Origin of the sequence: Donghicola tyrosinivorans, assembly GCF_003003355.1 — a bacterium.
GTDB classification, from domain to species: Bacteria; Pseudomonadota; Alphaproteobacteria; order Rhodobacterales; family Rhodobacteraceae; genus Donghicola; species Donghicola tyrosinivorans.
Window position 1 is genome coordinate 106,705 of the sequence record NZ_PVTQ01000013.1, and the last position, 13,502, is coordinate 120,206.

Here is a 13,502-nt window from a genome sequence, read left to right on the forward strand (position 1 = left end):
CGATCAGGCGGCCTTTATGCTGTTCGCGATTGGCTCGGGCGAGGATTTCGCAGGGATTTTCGCAGTCCAGCTGCCGTTGGAAATGATCGCGAAGATGGTCACGAAGTCAGAACCTACCAACGCAAAGAACAAGGCGTTTCTGGTGGCGGCCGATGGCGCGCTACGTTCGAACCACCCCTATCTTGAGGGTCGTTCCATCGGGGATCGGATCGAGCCCACGATTGAAAAGGCTGTTCTGTCTGGTGACGCTGGTTCCGAGGTCGTTCCGGATTCCGAGAACATCCTCCATCTGACCACATGGAACGAACTTGAACTGGACGGTCTCGATTGGAAGATCGTTTCCGAAATCGACTATGACGAGGTCATGTCATCGTCCAACCAGATACGCGATAAATCTCTAAAAACTATGGGGATTTTCGCCGTGCTCATCGCGGCCTTCGCGGCATTGCTGACCCGCTATCTACTGGCCCCCATCCGCAAGGTGACCGAGATCGCCTCGTCCGAGGCAACGCAATCGCTGGGAACCCTGTCACGCACATCCCGTGAGGCCAGAGATGCGTCCACGGAGCTGGCGGAAGCCTCGAAAGAGACGCAAAGACAGGTGAGCGAGGTCAATGACAGAACGTCGAAGGTGAATGCCGATGTGACCGACGTTGCCGTCGCCATCGAAGAGCTGTCCAGCGCCTTGGAAACCGTGTCGCGGTCGGTGGAAAAGACCACCTCTCTGACCGAGGTCTCGGCCTCGAAAGCAGAGATTGCGTCAATGGCAGGCGAGGACCTGAGCAAAGCGGCTGCGGACATCGCGGGCGTTGTCACCCTGATCGAAGAGATCGCGCGGCAGACCAAGCTGCTGTCGATCAACGCAGGGATCGAGGCCGCGAATGCGGGCCAATGGGGCACGGGCTTTAAGGTGCTCTCGGGCGAGATCGGCAAACTGGCGGCGCGGACCACCCAGTCCACAACCGAGATTGCCGCACAGATCGATGCGGTCACCTCGCTGATCCAGAAAAGTCTGGCGGCCAACCAGGAAATCTCGGGCTTGATCTCTGAGGTGAACGAGCAGACGCAGAATATTTCTTCGTCGGCCAATGAACAGAAAAAGGCCACCGAACAGATCGCCGAGCGTATGCGCCGCACGATGACCAACGTGGAAGTGTCGAACAACAATCTGCAAACGGTGAAAGCGGCCTCTGAACGCTCTGCCGCCTCGGCAGAGCAGCTGCTGGCAGGCGTGGGTGAAGTGGACAGCGCCACCAAATCCATGGGCGATACCATCGACCGCCTGTCGAAAGGTCTGCGTGCGATGTAAGCCTTGGGCTGATCGTCAGAAACAGACAAAGCGCGGTGGCGGGCAAAACCGGCCACCGCGCTTTGGCGTTTTAAGGGCGCAACGGGTCTGCGGCGCCAGTTAGCTGCCCTCGACGTGCGCTTTGAAGTTGTTCAATATCTGCTGCCAGCCAAAACGCTGCATCTCTAGCGGATTGGTGTTTTCCGGATCGAACGTAGTCTGAACCCGCGTGCCGCCATCCACAGGATCAAAGGTCGTTCTGGCCCTGCGGCCATCCCCCAGCAACAAGGTCACCGCCTTCTGCGGGTCCACGTCCTCATAGACGCCTTCGAAATCAAAGCCAAAGCTGCCGTCCTTCGCCTCCATCCGCGCGACATAGCGGCCCCCGACCCGCAGGTCGACCTCTGCGCCGGGGCAGCACCAGTCATCGGACGCAAAGTTCCATTTGGTGATGTCATCAGGTGTGGTGAAAGCCTGCCAAGCCCGCGCGGGCGGGGCGGCGACCATGGCCTCGATGGTGATGGTTTGATCGGTCATGGGGTGTCCTTTCGCTCAGGCGCCGCGCACCGCATCTTCCAATGCGGCGATGTCGATCTTGCACATGGTCATCATAGCCTCAAACGCGCGTTTCGCGATATCGCGGTCGGCATGGGTGGTCAGTTCCAGCAAGCGGCGCGGCGTGATCTGCCACGAATACCCCCAAGGGTCTTTGCACCAGCCACAGGCGTTTTCACTGCCACCATTGTCCACAATGGCGGACCAGTAACGGTCGGTTTCCGCCTGATCCTCTGTCACCACCACAAAGCTGACGGACTCGTTCGGAGTAAAGTTCGGCCCGCCGTTCAGCCCAAGGAACTGTCGGCCAAGCACGGTGAATTCCACCGTCAACTCAACACCTTCCTGCCCGCCGGGATAATCCCCCGGAGCCGCATTGATGCGCCCGACACTGCTGTCGGGAAAGGTCTTGGCGTAGAATTCCGCCGCGCGTCGTGCCTCGCCATGGTCATACCACAGGCAGGTAATCATTTCTGGCATTCTTCTCTCCTTAATGGAGCCGGCCAAAGCCGGATTACGGTAAAAAACGGTCTGTTCGCTTACCTGTCCAACGCGCCTTTTCCCGCTAGAATCTTGTCCCGAAACCCGATGATACGGGCTGTTCGAGTCTCGGGCTTTTTCGCATTGCGCAGGTTGATCACATAGCTTTTCTGGCGTCCGGGGGTCAGGGCATGAAAGGCCTCGGCCAGTTCCGCGTCCGCATCCAGCGCCTCGGTCAGTTCTTCGGGAAACTCTAGCACTACTTCGTCCCGTGGCGGTTTGCGGCCTTCTTGCGCATAGGCCATCGCCTCGGCCAGATAGGCGCGAATGACGGGTTCACGTGCGGCGACCTGATCGTTGCCCTTAAACCGCAGAATATCGGGATGGCGGCTGTTCGGACCCGATCGCTCTAGTACCCCTTCGGGGTCTGTCATGAGGGCCGCATTGAAGAAGGTCAGGCGAAAATCACCGCGAAACGCGCCCATGATGACGATGTTGCGCCCCGCGTGCATGTAGCAGGGGTGCCCCCATTTCACGGTCTCTTCCAGACCCGCGTCACGGCAAATCCGACGCAGATCGCCCAAGCCCCCTGCCCAAAGGCGCGTTGAGCAGTCCGGCGTTGCAAAGCGCGCGCAGCGATCGCAGCCCTTGTCGAAATAGTCTTCGATCTCAGTGATCATTTCAGAAATCTCTCCCCCACCTGATCGCCGGAATACCGTGTATCGTTGCCACAAAATGAAGGCTGAGTAAGCCGTAGAATAGGTTTGTCCATCGATGCGGCAGCGCGGGTGGTCAAACGGTTTGGTATGATCTTCGGAGGGGATATCGATTCCGAAGCAAGCATAGCACAGCCGCGCGCTTTTCCAGCTAGCTTCACTGCGCCGACCCTCAATTCCGACCCGCCCTCATAGCCCCCTACGCTTTGCCCCGCGAGGTCAAGGCTACGCCCACCATCGTGATGGCCAAGCCGATGATCATGACGCCCGAGATCGGCTCATCAAACAGGGCCCAAGCCCAGAGCATCGTGACCGGCGGGCAAAGATAGATCACCGCGCTGACCTGCGCCGCCGGATAAAGGCGCAGGCAGGTGTAATAGACCCAATACGCCAGATAGGTCCCAAGCAAGACCAGCCAGCCCATGCCAAAGGCAAAGGCCCCCGTCATCGGCGGGGCCAGCCCGTCACCGATCCATAGGGACGTCAGACCGAACAGCACCGCGCCGGTCAGGCAGTGGATGGTCATGCTTTGATGGACGGCCATCGCGCCTTCACGGCGGCTGCGGTGCAGGACCGAGGCGACGGCAAAGACCAGCATCGCCGCAATTGTCAGCCCATAGGCCCAAAGGGGCGCGTCACCCACGGACAGACTGTGCGAGCAGACAACCAACACGCCGATCACAGCCAGCCCAGTCCCAGCCCATTGGGCCTTGGACAAACGCTCGCCCAACACAGGTTGGGACATCACAGCAATCGCCAGCGGCAGAAGGTCAGCAATCAAAGCGACCAGCCCCGTGGGCACCCGCTGTTCAATCGCTAGGGCAAAGCCGCCAAGATAGATATAGACCGCACCGACGCCAAAACCCATCTGCGACAGCACTCCGCGCCTTGTCATCCGCGGCCCGATCAGCAACGCAAAGGGCAAAAGGATCACCCCTGAAAGCAGCGTGCGCCAGAACAGCAACAACGGCACACTGGCCTCTTGGTTGGCATACCGGACGCCAACGTAGCCGGAACTCCACCCGATCACCAAGAGCCCCGCCATGACGGGCCAAAGCAGCGATTGGGCGCGGGGAGCAATTCTTGTGGTATCAATATTGGTCATGGGAGCCTCATAAACAAGATGCTCTTTCGACATAGGGGCAGGCTCGGCACAATGTTGAATGACAAAAACTGATATGATGATGACAGTCATCTAAATCCGTCACGCATAGCTTGATGCAGATGGCGCGGACAGGCATGCTCAATGGGCAACAGAAAGGACACCCGATGGCTGATCTGAAATCGCGACGTTTGGAAATTGACGCCCTGCGCGTGCTGCGGGCCGTCAAGCAGCATGGCGGCGTCACCCGCGCGGCCGAGGCTCTTGGCCTGACGCAATCAGCGGTCAGTCACAAGATCAAGCGGCTAGAGGACAGTCTGGATTGCGCGCTGCTGACGCGGCGGCCCAAGGGGCCGATGTTCACCGCGCTGGGGCTGGACCTGCTGGACTACGCGGAAAAGATCTTGGCCATGCATGATGAAGCCCTGCTGAGTTTAGCGCAGAAAGACCTGTCAGGGCGCATCATGCTGGGACTGACCGAAGACACCACCCTGACAGACCTGTCCCGCATCTTGGGCCGTTTTCGCAGGTTACATCCCCAAGTCGCTGTGCGCACCCGCGTCCGCATGAGCCTGATCCTGCGCGAGCAGCTAGAAGCAGGCGAGCTGGACCTTGCCATCATGCAGATGTTTGACCACGAAGTGCGCCCCACCGATGAGGTGCTGTTTCAAGAGGACCTGCACTGGGTCGCCTCGCCCGAGTTCGAGATGCCAGCCCAAGGCCCCCTGCCGTTTCTGTCCTATGATCCCAACTGTTTTTACCGCAAATGGGCGATGGATTTCGGGCAGGACGCAGGCGATGTGCTGGAGACGGTCTTTGAATGCTCTAGCGCGGCGGGGATTTCGGCGGCGGTGAAGGCGGGCCTTGGGATCGCCCTGCTGAATGGGCGCTACGTCAGCCCCGATATCGCCATGATCGACAGCCGCCTGCCCCAGCCGCCCCGCCTAAGCTATGTGGTCAGGCGCGCACGCAAGACCCACAATCCAGCACTGGAAGGGCTGATCAACGAAATCCGCGCCGAAATTGGCCGCAAGGGCGGGCTGTCACTGGCTGGCTAGGGCGCGATAGCCTTTTCGGGCCTTCTGGCGGTGCAAGGTGTTTAGCGCCTCGGTCGCCTCATCTGCCTGCGCAAAGGTCTGGGTCAGTACCTGCCCCCGCGTCCCGATCCGGCCCCAGTTGCGCACCAGCATGACCTCTCCGAACAGGGTCGGCTCAAGGCTAAGAGCATAAAACCGCGCCATGTTGCGGGCAGGGTCATAACGGGTCATGCGAAGGGGCAAAGGCGTGTGGGTCATAGAGCGCAGTATGCGGCCCACCGCCCCAACCGGTCCAATGCATTTCCTGAATCAAAGGGGCCCGTCCGATTCAGCCCTGTGATGGGCGGTCAGGGTTTACCGCCTAAAACCTGCATTTCAGCACCCGGATACAGCTTGATCAGCGCGGGGTGCCTGCAACATGCTTAGCAGTAGGGAAACCCAGCCAAAGGACCAAGATGAAACGCCTCTTAGCGCCTGTCGCCGCCGTGCTGCTTGCACTAACCCTGCCAGCGCAGGCCGAGACCATTTTGATCCTGCACGACACCCACGATCTGCCCCCGCCCTATTTCCAGCAGTGGTTTGCCACGCCAACCGAAGGCCCTGGCCTTCTGCCCGGCGCCCAAGAGGTCTTTATCAGGGGCGACGGGAAACACGGTGACTTCTTTGGGGTGCTCCAACTGAACTGCGACACCCCCGAGCGGTCCTACTGGGTCCATGAAGGCGGTTTCCTGACCGGCAACCACGTTCCAGCCGAGGCCATCCGCAACCTGCGAAAGGCCCTTTGCTAGGGGGCGTCAAGTGCGGTTTGAAAGCTCGATCAGGTTCCCGTCGGGGTCGCGGATATAGAGGGACAGCAAAGGGCCGGTCGCGCCGGTGCGCGGGACGGGGCCTTCTTCGATGGGAACACCGGCGGCGTTCAATGCGGCCTCAACCTCATCCAGCGGGTTTTCAGTGATCAGACACAGATCGGCCGAGCCTGCACAGGCCACACGGGCGTTGGGAAGGAATTCATGGCCGACCTCATGCAGGTTGAACTTTTGCGTCCCGAAGGTCAGCGCCTTGCGCCCTTCGCCAAAGGTGATCACCTCACACCCCAGAACATCGCGGTAAAAGGCGCAGGTGGCCTCAATGCTGGCGACGGTCAGCACAAGGTGATCCAGTGCTTTCAGTTTAATCATGTGCATGGTCATTTTTGCTCTCCTTCGCGGGCATTGCGAAACGCGACATTCAACAGATTTTCGAAAACCTTGATCATGGCGCCTTTGTCCTGATCCCCCAGACCCTCCAACAGCGCCCGCTGGTAGGTGGCCGTGGCAGCCCCCAGTACGGGCATCGGCACCATCTGCCGCGCCCCCAGTTCTGCCCCTGAAATCAGGTCTTTATAAGCTTGGTTCATGGGATAGCCCTGATCAAAGACCCCGTTCAGGATGTTGGGCAGAAAGAACTCTGACGCAAAGCTGCGGCCCGAGCCAGAGTTGACCACCTCGGCCACCTGTTCGGGGTCCAGCCCCAGTTTGACCGAGACCGGCAGGATTTCCGCCAAAGCGGCCATGTTGATGTCAAAGAGCAGCTGGTTGATCAGCTTGGTCAACTGCCCCGCCCCGCGCGGCCCCATATAAAGGATCTTGTTGGCCATCGTGGCCAACAGCGGCTCTAGCACTGTGGCCAAATCGCGATCCCCGCCGATCATCATGGTCAGCGTCGCATCCTCGGCCCGTTTTTGCATTCCCGACACGGGCGCATCCAGAAACGGAAAGCCCGCCGCCTCTAAACGGTTCCCCATATCCACGGTCGCGTTGTATTCGGTGGTCGAGGTATCAACGATCACCGTTCCGGCCTTCAGAATGCCGGTCAGGCCTGTGGCGTGATCGAACAGAACGCTTTCCAGCACCTTGACCGAGGGCAGGCTGAGAAAAACATGCGTGCAGTCTGCGAATGCTCGCAGATCATTCACCTGTTTCGCCGCCACATCCGCGGGCAGCACGTCGGGGCGCAGGTCGTAGGCGATCACATCAAAGGCCTTGCCCAGATTGATCGCCATCGGTTTGCCCATCTGGCCCAACCCGATAAAACCGATTTTCATGTCTGCCCCGTCCCAATGTCCTTGGATGCTAGCGAAGGCTTATCTGGATGAAAAAGCAAAGAAAATAATGTTGTCCGGCGAGGAAAGCGCGCCCGTTTGAAGGGCGCGCTGTACAGTTCGCGCTTACTGCGCGGGTAGGGTCGTGGCGAAGATGTAGCGGGCGATCTGCCAGTTGCTGCCCTCTTCGCGGTGCAGGACGAACAGTTCCTGATTGGCGTTGGGGATCGTCACGGGGGCATCGGTGAACTGGGCCATCACACCGGCCAGATCGCCGTTGTTCAGCGCGGTTTCATAAGCCTCGATCGGCGCCCAAAGGCTGGCGTCCGGCCCCTCGGCATGGGCGGCAGAGCCCATTAAGGCCAAGGCTAGCAGAATGCGTTTCATACGATGCCCTCCTTAGGCCCATACCGGCGCGACCAAGGGGCCAAGCCCCTGAAACGCCCCAAGCTGGATGTTCAACATGCCTGTCGGCTCGATAAAGCGGGCGTTGCGCAGGGGGCCTGCGATAACGGGCGTCAAACCGATCAGCTTGGCGACCTCGGACACCTGCGCGACAGCGCTGGCATCATCGCCCGCCACAAAGGTCTGCACCGTTTTGCCAGCACGTACGGCAGGGGCGATCAGACTGGCGAAGAGGGTGTTGAACGCCTTGACCACATGGGCGGCGGGGACCAGCGCCTGCAATTCCTCGGCCGCCGAGGAGGTATGACCCACAACCAGATCCTTGAAATCCGCCGTGATGGGATTGCTGATATCCACCAGCACCTTGCCGGTCAGATCCCCTGCTTGCGCCAGAAATTCCTGCGCCTGCGCAAAGTACAGGGCAAGGATCACCACATCTGCCTGCGCGGCGGCTTCATTCGGGGTCAGCACAGTGGCGCCGGTGTCCTTTGCCAGCTGTGCGGCCTTGGCACCGTCGCGGGCTCCCAGCAGAACCTTGGCCCCCGTTCCGGCCAATGCTTGGGCAAACGCTCCGCCCATGTTGCCCACACCGATAATCGCGATTTTCATCTTCTTTCCTTTCGAAATCACTCTGGGCGGAACTATCTACCTGAAACAAAATTCGATAAATGGACCTGAATGCGGATCACTTGAAACCAAGAGGCGGCAATTGGACAAGCTAAGCGGGTTTGAAACTTTTGTGCGGGCGGTCGATCTGGGCTCTTTCACGGCGGCGGCGGACAGTCTGGATCTGTCGCCCCAGCAGGTGGGCAAGCAGATCCGCAATCTGGAACAGCACTTGGGCGTGCAGCTGTTGCACCGGACCACCCGCCGCCAAAGCCTGACGGACTTTGGCCTGCGCTTTTACGAACAGGCCAAGGTCATTCTGGCCGAGGTCGCCGAGGCCGAGGCGATGGCCGCCCAAACCAGCGCCGCGCCTCGGGGCAAGCTGCGGGTGAACGCGCCGGTCAGTTGGGGGATGCGGGCCCTGGCCCCCCGCCTGCCCGCCTTCATGATCGCCAATCCCGAGGTCGAGGTTGAACTGTCCCTGAGCAACCGCATGGTCGATCTGGTTGAGGGCGGCTTTGATGCGGTCTTCCGCGTGGGCCAGCTAGAGGATAGCGGGTTGATGGCCCGCAAGCTGGCGCCTTACCGGCTGATCCTATGTGCCGCCCCTGCCTATCTGGCCAGCCATCCGCCGATCACAACGCCCGCCGATCTGGTCGCGCACAATTGCCTTGGGTTCGTTCATTCTGAGCTACGGCGCACATGGCATCTGGACGGCCCCACAGGCGCGACAGACGTGCAGGTCAAGGGGCGGCTGTCCTCCGATCACGGCGAGCCTTTGGTCTATGCAGCCCTTGAGGGGGTAGGGCTGATCTTGCAACCGGAAGAGCTGGTGAACGACGCCCTGTCGCAGGGCGAGTTGGTGCAGGTATTGCCCGATCATCAGGCCCCGACGCGGCCCATGCATATCCTCTATGCCCCCGACCGCCGGATCACCCCTGCCTTGCGAGCCTTTATCGACTTTGCCGCAGAAACCTTTGCCGCGCCTTGATGCGCCAAAGCGCCTTAGGGCGCATTGGTCTGGCGCAGGGTGGATTCCCAGTTCCGCAGAAAGCCTTCGCGTTTGATCCCGTCCAGAAAGGTCAGCAGCCCCGCGCCAAGGCGGATGGGTAGAAAGCTTGTGTCACTGCGCGAGGCATGCAGGGCTGGCGTCGCCTCGGCATCCGCAGGGGGGCGGATCGCGATCAGGGGCGTGCTTTCCTGAATGGTGCGCTGACCGTCGTCGGATAGCAGAAAGGCCACAAACGCCTCGCCCATTTCAGGGTTCGCCGCATCCTTCGGCACAAAGACACTGCGGGTCATCACCAGATTATAGTCGTCAAAGAAATGCACCCCAATCGCGGGCTTGGCGGCGTTGCGGGCCATCGCGTATGAGCCGATTACATTCAGCGCCAGCACGATCTCGCCCTTGGCGACGGCCTCGGCCATGAGGGCGGTGGTCTCATAGGGGCGCATGGCGGCGCGGCCCAAAGTCTCCATCAGGCGTTGGGCCTGCACGCTCTGGATGGTGTCTTGGGTGGCGAACAGATACCCGATGCCCGAGCGGCGCAGATCATAGCCGCCGATCCGGCCATCCAGCGCCGCCTCATTGTCGCGGATATAGCTGGACAAATCGCGGTGGCTGCGCGGCAGATCACCGGCGCTGAGGGTGTTGGTGTTGTAAAGAACGGCGGCGGGCTCGAACGTAAAGCCGAACAGCTCGGACCGCCAACGGGCCCAATCGGGCGGAAGGATGGCGGTCAAAAGGTTCAGCCGCCGCGCCATCCCGCGATTGACCAGATCCACCTGAAAATCCATCGCGGATGAAATCACTACGTCCGGCACCGGCACGCTGTCATCCAGCATGTCATTGTACAGATCGACGGTCTGGTAATCGACGTAGGTGATCGTGGGCTGGGGCAGTTGTTCTGGGTACTGGTCCAGAAAGGCCGCGATCAGCGGGCGCATGGCCTGCGGGTCGGCGGCGGCGTGGATCACCAGTTCCTCGGCACGGGTCAGCGATGGCAGGGCCGCGAACGCCAGCAGCAGCGCCAGAAGGCGCGGAAAGAACAGCGCAATCCGTAGCCCCCCAAGGCGCGAGGTTCCAAGCTGCATCTTCCCATCATGCCCTTCTATCACCTGCCGCACGATGGCCAACCCAAGGCCCGAACCTGCGGTGACAGGATCAAGGGAGCGGAAGCGTTCCGTCGCCGCAGCGCGGTGTTCCGGCGCAATGCCCGGCCCCGCGTCCGAAACCACCAGCACCACGTCCTGATCTTCGCGCATCAGACGCACGGCGATGGTGTTCGCCGCGCCTCCATGACGCACGGCGTTGTCGATCAGGTTGCGCAGCGCCTCACGGATCGAGACCTCATCCCCGTTAATGCGGATGGCGTCTTCGGGCGCGGTTTGATCGTCAAAGGACAAGGAAACATCGCGCATCCGCCGTTCGCGCAGCAGATCGGCCAAGGTGTTACGGACCAGAAGGCGCAGGTCCAGCGGCATCAAGCGGTTGCTTTCCGAACGGTGGCTGACCATCGCGTTCGCCAGCAACTGGTTGGTCATATGGACGGTTGCGTCGGTCTGCTTTCGGGCGCGGGACAGGCGGTCGCGCAGGGCAGCATCGCTGGCCGCGTCCTGCCCCAAATCCAACTGCCCGCGCAGGGCCGACAGGGCAGTGCGGGTCTGATGGGCCACATCGGCGATGAACTGTTCCGACAGCTTCCGGCTGCGGGCCAGTTGGGCGATGAATGTGTTGATCGCCTCAAAAAGCCCCGCAATCTCATGGGGCGGCGTGCCGCTAAGGGGCGACAGGTCCGAGGCCGAGCGGTTGGCCAAGGCCCCCTCAATCGCCCGCAGGGGATGCAGTGAAGCGCGGATCGCCAGCCAGACGAACAGCAGCCCCAACAAGGACACCCCCGCCAGCCAGCCAATGCCGTAAAGGAACAGGGACATCTGCTGTTCGTTGCGCGCCCGTAGGGTCTGGCCCACCTGCACGATCACCCAATCGCGCCCCGTCGGACTGGTCATCTGGCGGCCTTGAACAGCGAAGCGAAAGGGCTCGGACAGGTCGGCGGTGTAGAACTGCATCTCGGTCGAAAGAGTCAGCCCATCCGGCAGGGGCAGATCGGGCGTTCCGGTGATCTCTCCGTGTTCGGGGGCAAAGATGCGGTAGACGATCCGGTCTTCGGGGGCCAGCGACAGGATATCCATCGCCGTTTGCGGCAGGTCCACGGTGGGGGCGTTGGCGTCAAAGGTCACACGCTCTAGAACCGATAGGGTCGCGCCGGCCAGCAGCAGATCGTAGGTCCGGTTCGCCGCCGTCCGCGCATAGGTCCACAGCAGCCAAGAGATGATCAGCAGCAGGACCGAGAACCCCACCGCCATCGAGATGAGCAGCCGCCGTTGCAGCGAATAGGGGCGCGGGTCAGTCATCGTCGGTGACATAGGCCATATACCCCAGCCCCCGCGCGGTCTTGATCGCCAAAGGTGTGCCCTCAAGGCGGCGGCGCAGGCGGGCGACCAGCTGTTCGATGGCGTTCAGACTGGGGGTTTCGTCAAAGGTATAAAGGCGGTCTGCGACCTCTTCCTTGGTCAGCATCCGGCCCAAGTTATCCAGCATGATCTCTAGCAGCTGGACCTCACGCGCCCGCATGTCCAAAGCCACACCGCCAACGCTGGCCTGTTTCGCGGCGCGGTCGAACCGGAACGCGCCTGCGCTAAAGACGTTGCTAGAGGCCCCTGCCCTACGGCGGGCCAACACGCGGCAACGGGCCGAGAGTTCACGGAAATCGAAGGGCTTGACCATATAGTCATCAGCCCCTGCATCCAGCCCGATGATACGGTCGTCAATTTCGCTGCGGGCGGTCAGAACGATCACAGGGGTCGCATCCCCCCGCGCCCGCATGTTGCGCAGGATGTCATAGCCCGACTGGCCGGGCAGGTTGATGTCCAACAGGACAATGTCAAATTGGGCGAACTGCAACAGGCCATCGGCGGCGGAGCCGTCGGCCTCGCGGTCAATGGAATGCCCTTCGGACCGCAGCCGTTCAATCACGGCATCGGCAAGGGCATCATTGTCTTCTACCAACAGCAGTCTCATGGCCGGACATTACTGCGCGTCCCACATCCGCGAAAGCAATTTGCGCCTGTTTCGCCGCAGGTCAGCGTCCTGTCAGTTTCGGGTCAGGAAATGCTCAGCAGGTTTCGCGCATGGTCCCGCGACGGCCCCATCGGGCCCGAGATTTCAGGGAGGACATCATGAAAATCGTTTATCTCGCCACTGCCATGGCGTGCGCCGTTGCAGCACCCGCCTTTGCCCAAAGCACCATCGACAAGCCCGAGTGCATCGCCCCCGCCAACCCCGGTGGCGGATTTGACCTGACCTGCCGCGTGGCGCAGACCGGCCTTGAGCCCCACCTGACCGCGCCGGTTCAGGTCACCTTCATGCCCGGCGGCATCGGCGCTGTGGCGTTCAACCAGTTCAACACCAACCGCACCGATGACGGCTCGGCGATTGTGGCGTTCTCGACCGGATCGCTGCTGAACATCATCGTGGGCAAATACGGCGCGTTTGACGAAAACGATGTGCGCTGGCTGGGGACCGCAGGCGCGGACTTTGGCGCGGTGGTCGTGCGGGCGGACAGCGAATATGCCTCGCTCAAGGACGTGATGGATGATCTGGCCGCTGACCCGCAAAGCGTGGTTGTGGGTGCGGGCGGCTCTGTCGGCTCGCAAGACTGGATGAAAGGCGCGCTGCTGATGCGCGAGGCAGGAGGCACGCCGATGCAGATGCGCTATGTGGCGTTCGATGGCGGCGGCGATGCGATTGCCGCGCTGCTTGGCGGCTCGATCGAGGTCTACACCGGCGATGTGGGCGAAATGGTTCCCTATCTGGAAAGCGGCGAGATGAAAGTACTGGCGACCCTGTCGCCCGACCGTCTGGCAGCGCCTTTTGACCAGATCCCAACCGCCAAAGAGCAGGGCTATGATGTGGAATGGACCATCATGCGCGGCTTCTACATGGGCAAGGATGTGTCGGATGCCGACTATCAGGCATGGGTAGACGCCTTTGAGGCCGCCTATGCCACCGACGCCTTCGCCAACGTTCAGGCCGAGCGTGGCCTCTTGCCGCTGAACCTCTCGGGCGAGGCGCTGACCGCCTCGATCAACGGTACAATGGACGAGCTGCGCGCCATCGCGACAGAAGCCGGTCTGATCAAGTAATCGGCCAGTTCCAAAAACGGGCTGCCCC

General features: G+C 61.2%; 16 protein-coding genes. 5 read left to right on the top strand and 11 right to left on the bottom strand.

Annotated elements, in window-relative coordinates; genetic code table 11:
• The first annotated feature begins 763 nt into the window (after positions 1-763).
• Positions 764-1,309: a methyl-accepting chemotaxis protein gene (locus CLV74_RS23215; protein WP_245888581.1), complete on the top strand. Its 546-nt coding sequence runs from the start codon at positions 764-766 to the stop codon at positions 1,307-1,309.
• 99 nt (positions 1,310-1,408) lie between these two features.
• Here the strand turns inward: CLV74_RS23215 and CLV74_RS16730 are convergent, their stop codons facing one another.
• The 4 genes from CLV74_RS16730 to CLV74_RS16745 all read right to left on the bottom strand — a co-directional run bounded on the left by CLV74_RS16730 (position 1,409) and on the right by CLV74_RS16745 (position 4,144).
• A complete protein-coding gene (locus CLV74_RS16730; protein WP_106267035.1) occupies positions 1,409-1,825 on the bottom strand; it encodes an SRPBCC family protein in 417 nt (138 codons plus the stop codon).
• 15 nt (positions 1,826-1,840) lie between these two features.
• On the bottom strand, positions 1,841-2,323 hold the full coding sequence (locus CLV74_RS16735; protein ID WP_106267037.1) for a VOC family protein: 483 nt from the start codon (positions 2,321-2,323) through the stop codon (positions 1,841-1,843).
• Positions 2,324-2,382: 59 nt separating this feature from the next.
• A complete protein-coding gene (locus tag CLV74_RS16740) occupies positions 2,383-3,003 on the bottom strand; it encodes a YdeI/OmpD-associated family protein (RefSeq protein ID WP_106267039.1) in 621 nt (206 codons plus the stop codon).
• A 235-nt stretch (positions 3,004-3,238) separates the two neighbouring features.
• Entirely contained in the window at positions 3,239-4,144 is a 906-nt protein-coding gene (locus CLV74_RS16745; protein WP_211299070.1) for a DMT family transporter, read from the bottom strand.
• Positions 4,145-4,308: 164 nt separating this feature from the next.
• Here CLV74_RS16745 and CLV74_RS16750 point away from each other — a divergent pair, with 164 nt between their 5' ends.
• On the top strand, positions 4,309-5,199 hold the full coding sequence (locus CLV74_RS16750) for a LysR family transcriptional regulator (protein ID WP_106267041.1): 891 nt from the start codon (positions 4,309-4,311) through the stop codon (positions 5,197-5,199).
• Here CLV74_RS16750 and CLV74_RS16755 read toward each other — a convergent pair.
• The gene (locus CLV74_RS16755) at positions 5,185-5,436 is read right to left on the bottom strand and encodes a WGR domain-containing protein (RefSeq protein ID WP_106267107.1); all 252 of its coding nucleotides are present in this window, start codon (positions 5,434-5,436) and stop codon (positions 5,185-5,187) included. The genes CLV74_RS16750 and CLV74_RS16755 overlap by 15 nt on opposite strands.
• Before the next feature lie 197 nt (positions 5,437-5,633).
• Here CLV74_RS16755 and CLV74_RS16760 point away from each other — a divergent pair, with 197 nt between their 5' ends.
• Positions 5,634-5,966 carry a hypothetical protein gene (locus CLV74_RS16760; protein ID WP_106267043.1) on the top strand — a complete coding sequence of 111 codons (333 nt, stop codon included), beginning with the start codon at positions 5,634-5,636 and terminating at the stop codon, positions 5,964-5,966.
• A 6-nt stretch (positions 5,967-5,972) separates the two neighbouring features.
• On the opposite strand, the gene CLV74_RS16765 is transcribed toward CLV74_RS16760, so the two are convergent.
• The 4 genes from CLV74_RS16765 to CLV74_RS16780 form a co-directional block, all read right to left on the bottom strand.
• A complete protein-coding gene (locus tag CLV74_RS16765) occupies positions 5,973-6,368 on the bottom strand; it encodes a VOC family protein (protein ID WP_245888577.1) in 396 nt (131 codons plus the stop codon).
• Positions 6,365-7,261 carry an NAD(P)-dependent oxidoreductase gene (locus CLV74_RS16770; RefSeq protein WP_106267045.1) on the bottom strand — a complete coding sequence of 299 codons (897 nt, stop codon included), beginning with the start codon at positions 7,259-7,261 and terminating at the stop codon, positions 6,365-6,367. The genes CLV74_RS16765 and CLV74_RS16770 overlap by 4 nt, the downstream gene beginning before the upstream one ends.
• A 123-nt stretch (positions 7,262-7,384) precedes the next feature.
• Complete coding sequence (locus tag CLV74_RS16775; RefSeq protein WP_106267047.1) at positions 7,385-7,645, bottom strand: hypothetical protein; 261 nt, start codon at positions 7,643-7,645, stop codon at positions 7,385-7,387.
• 12 nt (positions 7,646-7,657) lie between these two features.
• A complete protein-coding gene (locus CLV74_RS16780) occupies positions 7,658-8,272 on the bottom strand; it encodes an NADPH-dependent F420 reductase (RefSeq protein ID WP_106267049.1) in 615 nt (204 codons plus the stop codon).
• Positions 8,273-8,372: 100 nt separating this feature from the next.
• Here CLV74_RS16780 and CLV74_RS16785 point away from each other — a divergent pair, with 100 nt between their 5' ends.
• Positions 8,373-9,260: a LysR family transcriptional regulator gene (locus CLV74_RS16785; protein WP_106267051.1), complete on the top strand. Its 888-nt coding sequence runs from the start codon at positions 8,373-8,375 to the stop codon at positions 9,258-9,260.
• Between the two features lie 14 nt (positions 9,261-9,274).
• On the opposite strand, the gene CLV74_RS16790 is transcribed toward CLV74_RS16785, so the two are convergent.
• Positions 9,275-11,695, bottom strand: coding sequence for a sensor histidine kinase (locus CLV74_RS16790; RefSeq protein WP_106267053.1), 2,421 nt, complete (start codon positions 11,693-11,695; stop codon positions 9,275-9,277).
• Positions 11,676-12,350, bottom strand: coding sequence for a response regulator transcription factor (locus tag CLV74_RS16795; RefSeq protein WP_106267055.1), 675 nt, complete (start codon positions 12,348-12,350; stop codon positions 11,676-11,678). The genes CLV74_RS16790 and CLV74_RS16795 overlap by 20 nt, the downstream gene beginning before the upstream one ends.
• Before the next feature lie 158 nt (positions 12,351-12,508).
• Between CLV74_RS16795 and CLV74_RS16800 the strand changes: the two genes are divergently transcribed.
• A complete protein-coding gene (locus tag CLV74_RS16800; RefSeq protein ID WP_106267057.1) occupies positions 12,509-13,474 on the top strand; it encodes a Bug family tripartite tricarboxylate transporter substrate binding protein in 966 nt (321 codons plus the stop codon).
• Positions 13,475-13,502: the final 28 nt, after the last annotated feature.